Genomic DNA, 18472 nt, shown 5'->3' with positions numbered 1-18472 from the left:
GCTTATCCACATGACCAGGCAAGTCTTGGATATTTTTTCTTGGTGGATTTAAATTTATTATTATTTTTATTATGTCATACATAATGCACAACTAGTTTAATTATGAGAAAAACGATTCCTTGCCGGTTATGGCTCATCTTACTGATAGCATTGCTTGGCTCCACTCAGGTATGGGCACAAAGCCGGACCATCTCAGGAACTGTACGGTCTTCTGAAGACGGAACTGTTTTACCTGGTGTTTCAGTGCTTTTAAAAGGTAGTACCACCGGCACTCAAACCGATGAAAATGGTGTATTCCGCCTGGATGCAGTACCAAATGCTGTGCTGGTTTTCAGTTCACTTGGCTTTGAAAGCCTGGAAATTAAAACTGGTAACCAACTCAGTTTTACAATCAGTTTAACGCCCGCAAATCAGAAAATGGATGAAGTGGTGGTGGTTGGCTATGGAACAATCAAACGTTCCAAAGTAACCTCCTCCATTTCCAAACTCGATAACAAAGTGCTTGAAACAGGTATTCGTTCCAACCCTGCTCAGGCACTTGCCGGAACCATTCCGGGATTGAGAGTTTCTACAGGTACTGGCCGTCCCGGTGCACTTCCTAATATTATACTTAGAGGAGGTACCGGATTTGATGGAAGTGGTAGCCCGCTGATTATCATGGATGGGCAAGTCCGTTCCTCTTTAAGTGATATCAACCCGGAAGAAATCGAAAGCCTGGAAGTGCTGAAAGACGCTTCCTCAACAGCCATATATGGTGCACGCGCCAGCAATGGTGTTATTCTCATCACTTCCAAAAAAGGAAAAGCTGGAAAAGCTTCCATCAATCTGAAAGCCCGCACCGGTTGGAATTACCTCAACGTTCCCTACAATTTCCTTTCCGCACACGATTATATAACCTGGCAACGGAGAGGGGTAGTCGAAGCCATTAAAAACGGAACACTGGCCCCCTCTGTATTAGCGGCTGTAGGTCCCCGTGGTACCGGCAATCTCTACAAGGATGCCAATGGAAATGTGCTGGATGGTAATTATGATAGCCGGGCAGTATGGAGCACGATGCGCCTCACCGATGCCAACCGCGAATTGCTTAGCCTCGGACAAGGCTGGAAAACCATGACCGATGCCGTACCTACCAATTCGGCCGGCGCTTATGATCCGAACGGAACTTTTGCCGAACTGATTTATAAAGATTTCAATTATGGCGATTATGGCCTGAATAAATCTGCATTGGTACAGGATTATAATATCGGAATAACCGGTGGTAATGATCGTGGAAAGTACTATGCAAATATTGGTTACTACGATGAAGGAGGTTTATCACTTGCCACTTTTTATAAGCGGCTTAACCTCGCATTAAACGGAGAATATAAAATCAAGGATTGGTTGAAATCAGAAAGCAGTGTGCAATTCATCAAAGCAAACTGGCGCGATCAATCGCTTCAAAATGGTGAAGCCAACTACTGGGGCCGAATGCTTTCAGCACCTCCAACCATGCGTGGAACCAATATGAACGGAGAATTGCTGCTTGGCAGGGATGCCAGTGATGGTAATCCCGTAATCAATATAGATAAGTACCATCGTAAAAATCAAGCGGATAAATTAACACTTGGACAGGCCTTCACGGTGAATTTTCACAAGGATCTATATGCGAAAATTGGTGGTATTATGATGTATGATGAAGGATTGTACGAAGCCTTTAACCGCGATTTCAGAACCGGTTTGTTAAGTTATACCAACCCGAACACAGGGTGGAACAGAACCCGCTCCAGCAGTAATTCCTTTAATCGCACAACCCGTCAAACCTATAATGCCATTCTGAATTATACGTCCAGTTTTTCTGATATGCATAACCTTGGCGCAATGGCAGGTTTTGAATATTATACCGTCTACAATACAGGCTTCTCAGCCGGTGGAGCTCTCGCTCCGACGGATGATTTCCAGGATCTCGGGTTAACGCTGAACAACGCAACAACGCAAACAAGAAGTATGGGATCTTTCCATTCGAGGGAGCGGATCATGTCTGGTTTTGGACGTATCAACTACGATTACGATGGGAAATACCTGGCCACCTTCACAGTGCGAAGAGATGGATATTCCCGGTTAATCGGAGACAACCAGTATGGTACCTTTCCGGGACTATCAGTAGGATGGATGGCACATCGTGAAAATTTCCTGGCATCAACTGACAAATGGCTGTCATACCTCAAACTAAGAGCCAGCTGGGGTAAGAATGGAAATATTGGAATAGGCACCAATGAAGGGATCGGTTTGTATGAACTGCAGGGTTCCTATGGAGCACAAGACGCTTACAACGGTGTGATTGGATTTTTGCAAACCGGAATCGCCAACCCGCAACTCACCTGGGAAAAATTAAATACGGTTGAAGTAGGTGCCGATATGGCTTTCCTGAATAATAAGATAAATGCTTCGATCGCGTATTACAACAGGTTAACTACCGACAAATTGGCCTTTATCAATTTACCGTTTTCATCTGGCTTGTCCTCACTACGTACCAATAACGGGAGTATGCGAAATAAAGGCGTGGAGATGGAATTGTCGTATCGCCTGATAAAAGGAAAAAATTTTCGCTGGACCATTGGAGCCAATGCCGCCTGGAATAAAAACATTATCGTCAAACTTCCTTCCAATGGCAATGAAAACAATCGCCAGGGTGGAACCCAAATTTATGATCCTAAAACCGGAAGGATCATCTGGGTTGGTGGATACCAGGAAGGCCAGGAGTACGGAGAAATATTTGGATATGTAAGTGCAGGAATCATCCGTACTCAAAAAGACCTGGATTCTTATAATGTAATTGATATCGCAGCTGGTGAAGCGCAATACGGTTCGGCAGCCGGAAAGCGGGTTGCCAGTCAGGCACTTATCAGCCAATTAGGACTTACCAATCATATTTCAACCAAACTGGGTGATATGATGTGGAAAGACCTGGATAAAAACGACACTATTGATTACCGGGATCGTGTATCGCTGGGCAGAATCATTCCCCGCTGGACTGGTGGCTTAAATACTACTGTATCTTATAAAGGTTTATCCCTCTTTGCAAGAGTTGATTTTGGGGCAGGTCATATCCAGCAGGACTTCATGCAGATGTGGGCACTGGGAAGTTTCCAGGGCGAATTCAATGCTACCGATATTGTAAAAGATACCTGGACACCTGAGAATCCGAATGCGAAGTACCCACGTTATACCTGGGCAGATCAGTTGAATACCAAAAACTTTGATCGCCCAAGTGATATGTTCTGGGTGAATTCCAGTTACCTCGCATTCCGGGAAGTATCGCTAAGTTATACAGTACCCAAAGGAATGTTGCAGCGATTTAACGTGGAAGGCCTGACCTTGACAGTTACCGGTCAGAACCTGGGCTATATCTCTAATAAAATGCTGAATCTGCCGGAACGTACCGGTTCTCAGAACAGCGCCTACACCATTCCAACCTCCCTGGTGTTCGGAGCGAACCTAACCTTTTAATTCACATTGAAGAAACATACTTGTATGAAAAAAATACATTCACTTCTATGGTTGCTGATACTTATTATTAGCACGCAGACCGCCTGCCGTAAAACACTGGAGCTAGCTCCGGAAGATTATTTCGGTGATGGAAACTTTTGGCAGAATGAAGCCCAGGTTACCAATTTCATGGTAGGACTCCACAAACAATTCCGCGACAATAATTTTATGTTTATTCGCCTGGGTGAAATGAGGGGTGGCGCTTACAGCAATATAGACGTACAGAATACCTCCCTAAATGAATTAAATATTATTGAACACCGGATCGAAGAAAATTCAGCAGGTGTGGGCAACTGGGCTGGCTTTTATAATCCGATTTTGCAATTAAATCTGTTCATTCAACGAGTTACTGCCATTGAATTTCTGCCCGCTGAAAAAAAATCCTACCTGCTGGGACAAGCATATGCCATGCGTTCTTATTATTATTTCCATTTACTGAGAACCTATGGTGGTGTTCCCATCTGGCTGGAACCTGAAGTATTGAATGGAAATACCAACCAGGAAACATTGAGAAGGGCCCGCTCTTCAGAAGCTGAAGTACTGGAAGTAGTCAAGAAGGATATCAACAGCGCAATTGATCTTTTTGGTAACAGTACTGCTCAGGATAAATACCAGTGGAATCCGCATGCTGCAAAATTGCTAAAAGGAGAAATATTCCTCTGGTCTGCAAAAGTATACAGTAATACAGCAGACCTGGCAGAAGCGAAAAGCAGTTTGTTGTCTGTAACCGACTATTCCTTGCAGGCAAGTTTCAAAGATGTATTTGCTTATAACAAAAAACGGAACAATGAAATCATCTTTGCTCTACCTTATCGGGTAGGTGAGGCTGAAATGCCTGGTGTTGCCGCCTACACTTACTCCACCTTTAATTTTGACGGCCAGCACTACAAAGATTCAACTGTAAGTGCCGGGGTGGGAAATTTCCTGGTGGATCCGTTGGTAATTGCACAAAGCAATTCGCAACAGATCATCCAGCGATACCGATATACCTTCGAATTCTTTCAATCCTACGATGTAGCTGATCAACGTAGAAATGCTACCTTCTATGATTATTATAAAGTGACTACATCCACCACTCCTTACGCAGTGACAGTGAGAAATACTGCCCTGGTGAAATTCCTGGGAACGATTGATGCGAATAAGCGTTATTTCGCGGACGACTGGCCGGTTTACCGGGAAGCAGACCGGTTGCTGATGCTGGCCGAAATATCGAATGCAGAAGGAGCTGATCCATCTGAATATGTACAGGCAATCCGGAATCGTGCTTTCGGTGGAGTTGGTAATGATCCGACACCCTTTGTTTCCGGAACAAAAGACACAAACGAACTGGCGATTTTTGAAGAGCGTTCCAAAGAGTTTGTATTTGAAGGTAAACGCTGGTATGATTTGCGCAGAATGCAGGTAAATAATGAACCACTGGTGTATAAAAATTCAGCTCATCCATATGGAGTATTGGATAAAGCCACTATCGGATATAAAGTTCTCTGGCCGATTCCACCTGCTATTTGGACCAATGATCCCCTCGTGGATCAAACTCCCGGCTACCAGACATCCAAACCTAAATAATATAGAATACTTAAATTCGAAATATGTCCAGCCAACATTTAAACGGATTGATTGCGGCCCCTTTTACTCCTTTTCATGGATCGGGTGAATTGAACCTTGCTCTCATTCCCGACTATTATGCACTCCTGAAAACAAATGGTGTTACCGGAGCCTTTATTGCGGGATCAACAGGTGAAGGGGTTTCCCTATCCCTGCAGGAGAAAAAACAGGTAGCTACTGCATGGGCCTCAGCAACCCGACAGGATCCGGAATTCAGGGTGATGTGTTTCCTCGGAGGCACTTCAATTACGGATTGTATAGAGCTGGCAAAACATGCCCAACAGGAAGGGTTATACGCAGTATCCTTTACAGCGCCGTTTTATTTCAAACCGGCTTCAGTGAAACAACTGGCTGCCTGTATTGCTGAAGTGGCAGCCGCAGTTCCTGATATGCCCTTCTATTATTATCATATTCCGGTATTAACAGGAGTGGCCTTTAATATGATTGATCTGTTACAGGAAGTGGACGGACATATTTCGAATTTTGCAGGTATTAAATATACCCATGAAGATTTTATGGACTTTCTCAGTTGCCTTCGCTTCCAGCAGGGGCGGTACGATATGCTCTGGGGTAGGGATGAGAACATGTTGTCTGCACTGGTTTTGGGAGCAAAAGGGTCTGTTGGCAGTACCTTCAACTATGCAGCACCGCTATACCATAAACTAATCGATGCGTTTGAACGCAATGACCTGAACACTGCAAGGGCAGAACAGCAACGAAGTATTGATATGATCCGGCTACTCGGAAAATACGGCGGTATTGCCACTGGTAAAACGTTCATGAAAGCCATCGGGCTGGATTGCGGCGAATTCCGGCTTCCGGTACGTAATATGAAGCCAGAAGAAAGAGAACTGTTCACCAAAGACCTGGAACGTCTTTCATTTCAGGACTATTGCTCCCGATTTCCGGTTGCAAAGCATAGCTGATTGCCATGCGTTTACTTTATTTACCAATAATTCTGATGATTCTGCAAACACCTGTCGGCAGCTGTCGATCTAATGCCAAATTGGTTGAGATTGAATGGAAAGAACCTGTAACTCTTCCGGCATACCAAGATGGAAACTCCATAGGAATAGCAGGACCTGTTACCGGAATCATTGATGATTTGTTTCTAGTAGGAGGGGGAGCAAATTTTCCTCAAAAACTTCCATGGGAAGGAGGAAAAAAACAATACCAAGAGGAGTTGCATCTTTATCAACTAACAGAGGGAGGTGACTGTATTTATTGGAAAACAATCCGGCTTCCGGAACTGACCTCCTATGGTTGTTCCTATTCGACTTCAAAGGGCCTTGTATTGGCAGGAGGGGAAGGAGCAAATGGAATCAGTTCAGCTGTATGGTTACTTGGAAAAACGCATACCGGAATTACTGTGAAAGCACTACCCGAATTACCCATACCCCTGACCAATGCAGCAGGAACAGCAATCCAGAATCAGCTTTTTATAGCCGGCGGAGAAACTTCAACAGGAATGAATAACCGATTTTTTAGTTTCTCACTGAACGATCCATCACAGGGCTGGCTAGAACTACCTTCATTGCCATACGCTGTTTCTCATGCAGTTCTGCAGGCCCGTTCCGTAAATGGCAGGCAGGAACTCATTCTGGCAGGAGGCCGGGCGCGAAACGGTACCGATACCAGCCAGCTCTATGCTGAAACCTGGGCGTACTCGCTTGATCATAGAACCTGGAAAAAACTGGGAAAACTTCCATATGCATTGGCTGCAGCACAAGCCATAAAAATGAAAGATGAAAATATTCTTTTACTGGGTGGAGACGATGGATCAACTTTCACTCAGGTGGAAAAATTATTGGGGGCCATCCAACATGAAAGAGACAGTACAAAAAGAGTAGAACTAATCCATAAAAAAAATGAGCTGCAACGAAACCATCCTGGTTTTAGAAAAGAATTACTGGTATTGCCGGCGCATGAGAGTCAATGGCAATTTGCCGGTTCTGTTCCATTTGATGCCCCTGTAACTACTATTCTCATTTGGTGGAATAACAACCTCCTGCTGCCAAGCGGTGAAATAAGAGCGGGTATACGTTCCCCCTATATTCAAATTGGTCAACTTAACAGAAGCCGATAACATGAAAGGAAACAAATATCCCTGGGTGGTGGTAGGCCTTTTATGGCTTGTTGCTCTCCTTAATTATATGGACCGGCAAATGCTGGCAACCATGCGTCCTTCCATGCAGCTTGATATTGCTGAATTGCAATCAGCCGAAAACTTTGGCATCCTCATGGCAATTTTTCTTTGGATTTACGGTGGTATCAGTCCGGCTGCCGGCATCATTGCCGACCGATTCAACCGTAAAGGCCTGATCGTTGGAAGTTTGTTCGTATGGTCAGGAGTAACTTTTGCTATGGGTTTTGCTACCAATTTTGACCAACTCTATGTACTTCGTGCAATCATGGGAGTTAGTGAAGCGCTCTATATTCCAGCAGCCCTTTCCCTGATCGCAGATTATCACAATGGGAAAACAAGGTCGCTGGCCATTGGCATCCATATGACCGGATTGTATATGGGACAGGCATTGGGAGGTTTTGGCGCAACCATCGCAGCTACTATGTCGTGGCAGTTTACATTCCAGTCGTTTGGACTTATTGGAATCATTTATTCATTCATACTGCTTGTTTTCCTAAAAGAACTCAGCAGCAAAAAAGGATTTTCCGGCAGAATAGGGGAAGCGGTTGCACCTGGTAAAGCCTTTCGTTTTTTATTGGGAAATCCTTCCTTCTGGATCCTGCTCCTTTATTTCACTTTGCCGAGTTTACCAGGATGGGCCGTTAAGAACTGGCTGCCTACACTTTTCTCTGAAACCCTGCATATTGACATGGCTACAGCAGGTCCACTTTCCACGATAACCACCTCCGGCTCTTCTTTAATTGGAGTCCTGGTTGGTGGATACCTATCAGATCGATGGGTGCAGAAAAACCTGCGGGGACGTGTATACACCGGAGCAATCGGACTTGCCCTTACCATTCCGGCGCTCGTTTTGATCGGGTTTGGAAGCTCTCTCTTACATATTGTACTGGCAGCTTTTTGTTTTGGATTCGGATTTGGTTTATTTGATGCCAACAACATGCCGATTCTTTGCCAACTCGTGCCCTCCAGGTACCGCGCTACCGGATATGGACTCATGAATCTTACCGGAATATTCTCAGGCGCACTTATTACAGACTGGTTGGGCAAATCCAGTGATGCCGGCAATCTCGGACAAAGTTTTGCCTGGCTGGCAATAGTGGTGTTTATCATCCTGACAGTTCAACTTTATTTCCTTCGGCCCAAAACCATCGACTATGTACAATCCTGATTTAGCATATTACCAGGAATTTTATTCCAAGCAATTACTAAATGATACCATTCCCTTCTGGTTTCCCAGATCCTATGACCAGGAATACGGAGGTTTCCTGTTAATGCGGGATGCAGATGGCAGCCTGATCGACGATGATAAAGCAGTCTGGATCCAGGGCCGTGCAACCTGGCTGCTGGCAACCCTTTATAATACAGTTGAGCAAAGGGCGGAATGGCAGGAGGGTGCCAAACTTGGATACGACTTTCTGGTTAAGCATTGTTTTGATACGGATGGTCGCATGTTTTTTCATGTTACCAGGGATGGAAAACCCATCCGGAAACGCCGGTATTTCTTTTCTGAAACTTTTGCTGTGATTGCGATGGCAGCTTATGCAAAAGCCAGCGGAGATGAAACTGCAGCCAATCGTTCCCGTGAGTTGTTTGGAAAATGTATTCAATACGCCACTGTGCCCGGATTATTGGAACCAAAATTCACGGATACCCGTCCGACAATTGGAATTGGCGTTCCCATGATCATGATTAATACAGCACAACAAGTTCGGGAAACAATTGGAGATGAGCGCTGCGATGAATGGATCAGTAACTGGATCCGAACCATCGAGCAGTATTTTGTAAAGGATGATATCCGCTGTGTAATGGAGCAGGTGGCTCCGGACGGATCGATCATCAACCATATTGACGGCAGAACGCTTAATCCCGGTCATGCTATTGAAGGCGCCTGGTTTATACTGGAAGAAGCAAAGTATCGTGGTAATGATCCCGCCCTGATTAACCTGGGTTGCCGGATGCTGGATTATATGTGGGAGAGAGGATGGGATAAAGAGTACGGTGGCATCATCTACTTCCGCGATGTTTTTAATAAACCGGTCCAGGAATACTGGCAGGATATGAAATTCTGGTGGCCGCAGAATGAAGCCATTATTGCTACCCTGTTGGCTTACCTCATGACAGGAAATGAAAAATATGCCGAATGGCACCGTATGATTCACGAATATGCCTATGCGCACTTTCATGATGCTCAAAATGGAGAATGGTATGGTTACCTGCATCGAAACGGAACAATAGCACAATCAGCCAAAGGGAATATGTTCAAAGGCCCTTTCCATTTACCGAGGCAGGAATGGTATTGCCAAAAAATACTTAAGGAGTACCTTGCAGTTAAATCAACTCAATGGATGGTAAATTCATAACGGTGGGCATTGTCTTTGCCATATTATGGTCATCAGCCGCTACGGCAACCAAGATTGCATTGGAAAGTGCTCAACCGCTGGTGATTGCCGTAACCCGCTTCCTGCTCGCGGGTAGCCTCATGTTATTAATAACACATATCTTCCTGGGCAATAGAAAACCAACGGCAAAAGAATGGAAACAACTCGCCATTTATGGATTGTTCAATGTTAGTCTCTACCTGGGCATTTATGTAATTGCCATGCAATTTCTGGGAGCGGGGATCGGAAGTCTTGCCATTGCCGTGAACCCTGTTTTCATCAGTATACTGGCTGCTATTTTTTTTCGCTATCGCATTACAGGCAGTGCCATTTTCTCACTGTTTGCCTGCTCTGCAGGTGTGCTGATCGCAGCCTGGCCCTTACTTCAAAACAGCACAGCCCAACCGATTGGGATTGTTTTACTGCTGAGCAGTATGCTCATCTATTCAATTGCAGCGATTTATTATACCCGACAGCAATGGAATGGATTGGATAGCTTAACCATCAACGGATGGCATACCCTGATGGGAGGATTGTTTTTGTTACCGGTTGCTGCAGCAGGATTTGATCCGGCCAAAAACAAGCTGGACACAGATTTCTGGACCGGCACTTTATGGCTTACCTTCCCGGTTTCAATAGGTGCGGTGCAGGCCTGGTTGTATCTGTTAAAGAAGAATACAGTAGCAGCTTCCTATTGGTTGTATGCCTGTCCAGTATTTGGATTTTTGCTTGCTTTTATTTTTCTGCAAGAACCCTTAACCTGGTTTACCCTTACAGGTATACTGCTGGTGACTGGTGGATTATATGTATCTCAAAAAACAAAAAAATTGACATGAAAAAACTGTTATTGGTGTTGGCAGCTGGCTGGTTCGTTGTGTCACCTGTTCAGGCACAACAGGAAGTACCGGTTTTTGTATCCGGAGAAGAGGGACATAAAAGTTATCGCATACCTGCCATTATTAGTTTGCCTGATGGAAAACTGCTTGCCTTTTGTGAAGGCAGAGTGAACCATGCAGGTGATTTTGGAGATATCAATATTGTACTGAAAACCAGTACGGATGGTGGCAATACCTGGTCTGCTCTGCAAACAGTAGTAGATTATGATAAACTACAGGCAGGCAATCCTGCACCAGTAGTAGACCTGCTGGATCCCGCGTATCCCAAAGGAAGGATTTTTTTGTTCTATAATACGGGCAACAATCATGAAGGAGAAGTTCGAAAAGGGCAGGGGCTTCGGGAAGTATGGTATATCAGTTCCACGGATGGAGGCAAGTCCTGGTCGGAGCCGGTTAATATAACCACACAAACCCATCGGCCCAAGCAACCAGCCCTAAATCCTGCGTACAATTTTTCTGAAGACTGGAGAAGTTATGCGAATACTCCTGGTCATGCCATGCAATTAACCAATGGCCCTTTTAAAGGAAGAATCTTTATTGCAGCCAATCATTCAGCAGGAACGCCACATGATCAGTTTGAAGACTACCAGGCACATGGATTCTTCACGGATGATCATGGGAAAAGTTTTCGGCTAAGTGAGCCCCTGAGCATACCCGGTAGTAACGAAGCCATTGCTGCAGAATTGTCAGGCGGGCGCTTGATGTTAAATGCACGAAATCAGAAGGGAGATATCCGGGCACGCATTGTTGCAACCAGTTCCAATGGTGGAGAAACCTGGGATACCACCTTCTTTGACCGGCAATTGCCGGATCCCATATGCCAGGGAACACTCCTGACCATTGGAAAAAAGAAAAGGAAAAACATATTGGCATTCTGTAATGCAGCTGATGAGAAACGCAGAGATAACCTGACCCTGCGCATCAGCTATGATGATGGTAAAACCTGGTCGCGCTCCCTGCTCGTGGATAAAGCAACCGATCCCAAACAATCCGATCCTACTGCCTATTCGGATATCGTATTGTTGAATAAAAAAACCATCGGAATACTCTATGAAAAGAATGGGTACTCTACGATTCAATTCAAGGCCATGCGATGGAAATAACCGTCCTTACAATTTTTTCAGAAAATCCAGCAGCCCGTTGAAATAAGTGGCCTGATCATCATAAAAACTCATATGGCTGCCGTTTGCACAATGCAGGTAGGTTCCTGATTTGACCTGGGTAGCCATCCATTTCATGTGCTCGGGATCCATGGTATCATGAGCTCCGCCAATTGTTAGTGTAGGAACGGTAATTTTGGGTAGATCAGCCTTGCGATCCCAGTTCACCAGCTTACCTGCAATCCCGAATTCACTGGGGCCCTGCATAGTTACATATAGGGATTGATTCATTTTACCGAAAGAACGGTTAACTGGTTCCGGCCATTCATCCAATGGCAAACGCAAAATATGTTTCGTATAAAAATTAGGCATGAGCAGCTCCATGTATTTGGGATTGCCAAAATCTTTGTTGGCTTCGAGCTGACGAATGGTATCCAGTACCTTTGGATCCATCTGTTTGGCTAACTCATCCTGTGCATATTTCCCATAATCCGGACAACTGGACATCATATTGGAAATGACCAGCCCCTTTAAATTTTCCTGGTGTGCAAGTGCATATTCCATGGCAAGAATACCTCCCCAGGAATGACCCAGTAAAACAAAATTATCTTTATTGAGCCCAAGCGCAGTACGAACCTGCTCCACTTCACTGACGTAGCGGTTGAGATCCCAGAAACTGGTATCATTGGGATTATCCGAATTGCCACAACCCAACTGATCATAATAAATGAATTCAAACGAAGCAGCAGGGAGGAAGTTTTCAAAACACTCGAAATATTCATGTGTAGCACCCGGACCGCCATTGAGCAATAATACTTTTAGTTGAGGATTGTTTCCGAATCGTTTGGTCCAGACCTTGAAATTTCCTTTCGGAGTCTGAATCGGGATCATACGTACGCCGCCTGTTTGTAACCCACTATCCGAGGGTTGGAAATAGCTAAGATCAGGCGAATGTACACCAGGTTGATTTTGCTGGCAGGCTGAAATAACAAAAACCAGTAAAAGAACAGACAATAATCGTGTATACATAATAGTTAGTTTGATGATTCAAGTTCAAGAAATGCCGGACCGATAGAATCGATGATATCGGAAGCCAGTACGGATTCCTTACCCAGTTTCCGGCTGGCAATTTCTCCTGCAAGTCCGTGCAGATAAACACCCAACAAGGCAGCCTGTTCCGGCGCATACCCACGCGCCAGCAATCCCGTAAGCATACCTGTTAAGACATCTCCGCTACCTCCTTTGGCCATGCTGGCATTACCGCTGGTATTGAACCAGGCACGTCCCCCGGGCATCGCAATAAAAGTCCGGTGCCCTTTGAGTACCACAATTACCTGGTGTTGTATAGCCATTCGCAATGCAGCTTCGAGTCGTTCAAAGTCATTGCTGCAGGTACCATTCAGCCGGTCAAACTCTTTAGGATGAGGAGTTAGTATGGAAAAAGGAGGGATGCCTTCCAGCAAACGAACGTCTGAAGCCAACAGATTCAGTGCATCAGCATCCAATACCATAGGCTTACGGAAATGGGTAAGTAAATGATGTAACCAATCCCGGGATTGCGGCTGTTGTCCCAGACCCGGACCTATTCCAATTGTTTTGTAAATTGAAGTATCAGAAAGAATCTCTTCCGGCTTTCGGTTATCATATAAAATACTCATTGATTCCGGAATGGCTGTTGGGAATAGCATTCGTTCCAGTTCAGGAACCAGGGTAGTAAGCAAGCCTGCTCCACTACGTAAACAGGCTTTTGCTGCCAAAACTGCTGCACCCATTTTACCAGGACTGCCGGCCAGGAGCAAGGCATGACCGAACTTGCCTTTATGCGAAAAAGCAAGCCGGGGCTGAAGAATGGCTTTAGCCAGCGGACCATCCGTCATTTCATACAGAGGAGTGCATGAATTCAGAAATCTTTGATCCAGGCCAATATCCAGTATTACAGGTATGCCAAAGAAGAGCGCATTTTCCGAAACCAGCAGCGCCGGTTTAAAACATTGAAAACTGAGTGTAATGCTGGCATGAATGCAGGGATGGGGCAAAGTTGACTGATCTGCAAACAAACCGCTTGGTAAATCAATACTGATTACGGCATTGGGATATTGATTAATGTGGGATATAAGTGCAGCCATCCGTCCCTCAACCGGACGATTTAGTCCGGTACCCAACAATGCATCAATGACCAACACCGACTCAGGAATATCCGGCAATGGAGAGTTTTCCTGGATAAAATGAATGGTGACAGGAAGGGTATGGAGGCGGTGTAAATTTTGCTGAAAATCAGGACTTCCCAGTTGACCTGTTTCAAAAATAAACACATCAACGGGACGGTTGAATTTCTGCAAGAGCCTGGCAATAGCTAGGCCATCTCCGCCATTGTTCCCTTTGCCACAAAAAATATAAAACTGTTGCTGGTTTACAATCCGGTTGGTTTCCATCCACTGAACACAGGCCATTGCAGCTTTTTCCATTAAATCAATGGAAGCAATGGGCTGCTTTTCAATGGTGAAGCGGTCCCAGGCACGCACCTGTTCGGCAGATAATACAACCATACCGAAATGTACAAAAAAAAGAGATCAGCTTAGTCGGTGCCACCACCTACGGAAACCGTGGCTTCGTTCTCCATATCCTGGAAAAGATTATTGCTTTGCTGGTAATCGCCAAACATATCGCAGAGTTGTTTGGCCTTGTAAATGTTCCGGTTGTACCGGTTACCCAGCATGATGATGGTTGCTTTTTCTTCCGGCAGGCGGATGAAAACCGTGTTATTACCATGCCACCAGCCATTGTGATATACGATTTTCTTACCGTTCTTTAGTTCCGTGAGCCGCCATCCCAAACCATAGTTACGGGTGCCCGACTTTTCATAACTGTAACCACTAAACGCAGCCTGCAGTGTTTCGGGCTTAAAGAGGCTATCATTGTACAAAGCCTGGTCCCATTTCAGCATATCGCGAACGGTGCTGTAGATATTTTTATCACCGTACACCAGGTCCATGAATTCCAAGCCATAGCGACGGTTATTAGCTTCAAAAGAAGGAAGAGAAGCATTAGCATCCTCCGGACGGAACACATAGGTATCATTCATCTGAAGCGGAACAAAAAACTTTTCTTCCATGTATTCAGGGAATGACTGTCCGGATACTTTTTCAACAATCAATGCCAGAAGAGCATAATTGGTATTGCAGTAATTAAAACGTTTACCTGCGGTAAACTGAATGGGAGGCTTCATCTTGTAAAGAGAAGCAAGAACGTCCAGGTTGGTAGCCAGTTTTTTCTTATCCCATCCATACACATCCAGATAATTGGTATAATTTGGAAGGCCGCTGCGATGATTGAGCAGCATCTTCACCGTAATATTTTTGTAAGGAAACTTTTCGAAATATTTCGACAGCTCATCATCCAGGGAAAGTTTGCCTTCTTCCCACAATTTTAAAACGGCCATTCCGGTAAAGGTCTTGGATACGGAAGCCAGGTGAAAGGCATCGTGCTCCTGCAGTTCGCTGTCTTTGAGAACAGGATCTCTATATCCCAAATAAGCTTCCGCGATGATTTCCCCGTCCTTGGCGATCAGGTAGGAGCCATTAAACCCTCTGGTACCAAAGGTTCTCTCCATAAAAGATTGAATAGCAGACTCATAGCGATCTATCACAGCTTTGTCTGCATGTGTAAAGGAGGCTTTAATTACGGGGGCTGATAAGTTGGAACCAGGGGTATTACCCGCGGGCTCAGCATTTCGGCAACCTGCAAGACTTGCCATCAGGACCAACAGTTGTACGAATCTGTGTTTCAAATGCTACTTATTTATTTTCAACAAAGGATATGGATAGTTCAAATATAACGAAAAACCTGTCGCAAATGGTATGCCGTAATTTTATGATATTTGCGCAGCAAGCAAGAACCAAACAATGGAACCTAAAACAAGTTACCCCAAAGACAAAATCAACATTCTTTTTTTAGAAAACATCAGCGACAAAGCCGTACAGCATTTTAAACAGATGGGCTACACATCTGTTCGAAAACTGGCTGGAGCGCTTTCCGAAGAGGACCTGATCCGGGAAATCAAAGATGTACACCTGCTGGGCATTCGTTCCAAAACACAGATCACCGAAAAAGTAATATCCGCAGCATCCAAATTGCAGGCTATCGGAGCTTTCTGCATTGGCACCAACCAGATTGATTTGAAAGCCGCAACCAGGGCGGGAGTTGCCGTTTTCAACGCTCCGTACTCCAATACCCGTTCCGTAGCCGAGTTGGTTATTGGATTATCCATCATGCTCATCCGCAGAATTCCGGATAAAAATAAGGCAGCACACGATGGTATCTGGATGAAAGATGCCAAAGGAAGTTTTGAATTAAGAGGAAAAACCCTCGGAATTATTGGTTATGGAAGTATTGGAACCCAGGTAAGTATTTTGGCGGAAGCACTCGGTATGAAAGTGATCTATTACGATGTGCTAACCAAATTACCCTTAGGTAATGCTGTAGCCGGAAAAAACCTGAAAGATGTCGTATCCCAGGCCGATGTAATCACTTTACATGTTCCGGATACGCCTACTACCAAAAACATGATCAATAAAACGACTCTCAAGCATTTTAAAAAAGGAAGTATTCTGTTGAATTATGCACGGGGAGAAGTGGTAGACCTGGATGCCTTACGCAAGTGCCTGGTGGAAGGCCAGCTCAGTGGAGCTGCAATTGATGTTTTTCCCTGGGAACCGGAAAAAAACGGAGAACGATTTCAAACTCCTTTGCAGGATCTGCCCAATGTAATTCTGACGCCGCATATCGGAGGATCAACTGAAGAAGCGCAGCAGAATATCGGGGAAGATGTAAGTATGAAACTATATCAGTACCTCGAAATGGGAACCAGTTATGGTTCGCTGACCGTGCCACCGCTGAGTTTGCCACCACAGGAAGGTACACACAGAATTCTGCACATCCATCGCAACGTACCAGGAGTTTTATCAGCCATCAACACGGAGTTATCCAAACATAAGATCAATATCCTGGCACAGTACCTTAAAACAACTGAGGAAATTGGTTATGTAGTACTGGACGTAGACAAAAAACTTTCCACACAGGCGCAGAAATTATTACGCGATGTGAAGGAAACCATCAAAGTGCGTTTGTTATACTAATAACTGTGAGGCTGCTGGCATGCTTACTGCATAATCAGATAGCCGGATGTTATATATAAAACGAAACAGCCGGAATACTATACGAACCGTACCCGGAGGTTTCGTTTTATTTAACAACTAAACTTTCAATAATATTTGAAAGTTTAATAACTTTGTAAAAAATAAGCAAGATGAAACTAGTAATTGCAGGTGGGGGATTTGGCGGACTAAGACTGGCAAGGAAACTGAACAACAAGAAAGGAATTGAGGTCTTACTGGTAGACCGGTTCAATTATCACCAGTTTCAGCCCTTGTTTTACCAGGTGGCAACAGCCGGTTTGGATGCGAGCAATATTTCCTTTCCCTTACGCAAAGTGTTTCAGAAAAGTAAGAATGTACGGTTACGCCTCGCCGATATTCAGCGAGTTGATCCTGAAAACAAAAAACTGATCACGAATTCAGGGGAGATAACCTATGATAAACTGGTAATTGCAACCGGTGCGGGAACCAATTTCTTTGGTAATAAGGAGCTCGAAACCCATGCATTATCCATGAAATCAACGGTGGAAGCCTTACAGATCCGCCACAGGTTAATGGAAAATTTTGAACGGGCGACCATTGAAATGGACCTTGTAGAAATAGAGCGGCTGATGAATATTGTAGTAGTTGGTGGCGGACCGACGGGGGTAGAATTATCCGGTGCCATTGCTGAAATGCGCAATTATGTTCTACCCAAGGATTATCCGGAACTGGATTTCAGCAAAATGAAAATCTACCTGCTGGAAGGCTCCGGTAAAGTTCTTGGAACGATGAGTGAGAAGAGTTCAGAACAGGCTTTAAAATATTTACAGCGATTAGGGGTCACTGTTATAACCAATTACCTGGTGGCTAACTATGATGGTAAAACACTTACCAATAAGGAAGGCAGCAAGATCGAAACCGCTACCGTTTTATGGGCAGCTGGTATCAAAGGCCATGTTCCGGAAGGTATTACTAAAGTTGAGCCGGTTCGCGGGAACCGGTTACCGGTAAACGAATTGAATTTATTGGAACCATACAATGATATTTATGCCATCGGGGATGTAGCAGCAATGGTCACGTCGGATTATCCAAACGGCCATCCGCAGGTAGCACCGGTTGCAATTCAAATGGCTGATAACCTTGCCAGCAACTTGCTCGGGCAACTGTCCGGAGCCGGGCAAAAATCTTTCCAATACCGCGATAAAGGAGCGATGGCAACGGTTGGTCGTAACCTTGCTGTTGTGGATGTTCCCAAACCTAAATTGCATTTCGGAGGTTTCCTGGCCTGGCTGGTCTGGATGGCGTTACACCTCATGCTGATCCTGGGAGTGAAGAACCGGCTGTTTGTATTCCTAAACTGGCTGTACAATTATGTTACTTATGATCAATCCTTGCGATTAATTTTCCGCGAGTTTCACCGGTCGGGGGATAGACAACCCCAGCATTCTTAAACAGCGATACAGATCTTCACAAATTCAAAAGTGCATCAACCGAAGAATCAAAAGAAAGAGAGAGAGATTATTCTATTTAACATAATATAAATTATAAGACATTTTTTGAAATAGAGTAGGAAGATAGCAAACAATTTGTTTGCTATCTGTCCTCTCACACCACCGTACGTACCGTTCGGTATACGGCGGTTCCTTAATTTAGTTTCCGCGCAGCCAGATAGCAGTCCGTCAAAAAG

Annotated in this window: 13 protein-coding genes; 10 read left to right on the top strand and 3 right to left on the bottom strand. The window is 44.7% G+C overall.

The features are described 5' to 3' along the window. Positions 1–102 precede the first annotated feature (102 nt). The 8 genes from L0U88_RS00065 to L0U88_RS00030 are packed head-to-tail and all read left to right on the top strand — an operon-like array spanning position 103 to position 11653. Complete coding sequence (locus L0U88_RS00065; RefSeq protein ID WP_234863436.1) at positions 103–3486, top strand: SusC/RagA family TonB-linked outer membrane protein; 3384 nt, start codon at positions 103–105, stop codon at positions 3484–3486. Positions 3487–3510: 24 nt separating this feature from the next. Next, the gene (locus L0U88_RS00060; RefSeq protein ID WP_234863435.1) at positions 3511–5091 is read left to right on the top strand and encodes a RagB/SusD family nutrient uptake outer membrane protein; all 1581 of its coding nucleotides are present in this window, start codon (positions 3511–3513) and stop codon (positions 5089–5091) included. A gap of 23 nt (positions 5092–5114) precedes the next feature. After that, positions 5115–6056: a dihydrodipicolinate synthase family protein gene (locus L0U88_RS00055; RefSeq protein ID WP_234863434.1), complete on the top strand. Its 942-nt coding sequence runs from the start codon at positions 5115–5117 to the stop codon at positions 6054–6056. Between the two features lie 5 nt (positions 6057–6061). Then, a complete protein-coding gene (locus L0U88_RS00050; protein ID WP_234863433.1) occupies positions 6062–7216 on the top strand; it encodes a tRNA wybutosine-synthesizing protein 4 beta-propeller domain-containing protein in 1155 nt (384 codons plus the stop codon). A 1-nt stretch (position 7217) separates the two neighbouring features. Further along, on the top strand, positions 7218–8444 hold the full coding sequence (locus tag L0U88_RS00045; protein ID WP_234863432.1) for an MFS transporter: 1227 nt from the start codon (positions 7218–7220) through the stop codon (positions 8442–8444). Then, positions 8431–9636, top strand: a complete 1206-nt coding sequence (locus tag L0U88_RS00040) for an AGE family epimerase/isomerase (RefSeq protein WP_234863431.1) — start codon at positions 8431–8433, stop codon at positions 9634–9636. Before L0U88_RS00045 ends, L0U88_RS00040 begins: the two co-directional genes overlap by 14 nt. Beyond that, complete coding sequence (locus L0U88_RS00035; RefSeq protein WP_234863430.1) at positions 9618–10490, top strand: DMT family transporter; 873 nt, start codon at positions 9618–9620, stop codon at positions 10488–10490. Before L0U88_RS00040 ends, L0U88_RS00035 begins: the two co-directional genes overlap by 19 nt. Continuing rightward, complete coding sequence (locus L0U88_RS00030) at positions 10487–11653, top strand: sialidase family protein (protein ID WP_234863429.1); 1167 nt, start codon at positions 10487–10489, stop codon at positions 11651–11653. The genes L0U88_RS00035 and L0U88_RS00030 overlap by 4 nt, the downstream gene beginning before the upstream one ends. A gap of 6 nt (positions 11654–11659) precedes the next feature. On the opposite strand, the gene L0U88_RS00025 is transcribed toward L0U88_RS00030, so the two are convergent. Genes L0U88_RS00025 through L0U88_RS00015 form a run of 3 tightly spaced genes read right to left on the bottom strand, consistent with a single transcriptional unit; the run spans position 11660 to position 15437 of the window. After that, the gene (locus tag L0U88_RS00025; RefSeq protein ID WP_234863428.1) at positions 11660–12679 is read right to left on the bottom strand and encodes a proline iminopeptidase-family hydrolase; all 1020 of its coding nucleotides are present in this window, start codon (positions 12677–12679) and stop codon (positions 11660–11662) included. Between the two features lie 5 nt (positions 12680–12684). Next, a complete protein-coding gene (locus L0U88_RS00020) occupies positions 12685–14196 on the bottom strand; it encodes an NAD(P)H-hydrate dehydratase (RefSeq protein ID WP_234863427.1) in 1512 nt (503 codons plus the stop codon). Positions 14197–14225: 29 nt separating this feature from the next. Then, positions 14226–15437, bottom strand: coding sequence for a serine hydrolase domain-containing protein (locus tag L0U88_RS00015; protein ID WP_234863426.1), 1212 nt, complete (start codon positions 15435–15437; stop codon positions 14226–14228). A 115-nt stretch (positions 15438–15552) separates the two neighbouring features. Here L0U88_RS00015 and serA point away from each other — a divergent pair, with 115 nt between their 5' ends. Next, entirely contained in the window at positions 15553–16785 is a 1233-nt protein-coding gene (gene serA, locus L0U88_RS00010; RefSeq protein ID WP_234863425.1) for a phosphoglycerate dehydrogenase, read from the top strand. Positions 16786–16955: 170 nt separating this feature from the next. After that, positions 16956–18236, top strand: coding sequence for an NAD(P)/FAD-dependent oxidoreductase (locus L0U88_RS00005; protein ID WP_234863424.1), 1281 nt, complete (start codon positions 16956–16958; stop codon positions 18234–18236). Positions 18237–18472: the final 236 nt, after the last annotated feature.

The organism is Flavihumibacter fluminis, from assembly GCF_021491375.1.
Classification (GTDB): domain Bacteria; phylum Bacteroidota; class Bacteroidia; order Chitinophagales; family Chitinophagaceae; genus Flavihumibacter; species Flavihumibacter fluminis.
The sequence above is the reverse complement of the archived record's forward strand: the minus strand, read 5'-3'. Positions and strand labels throughout refer to the sequence as shown.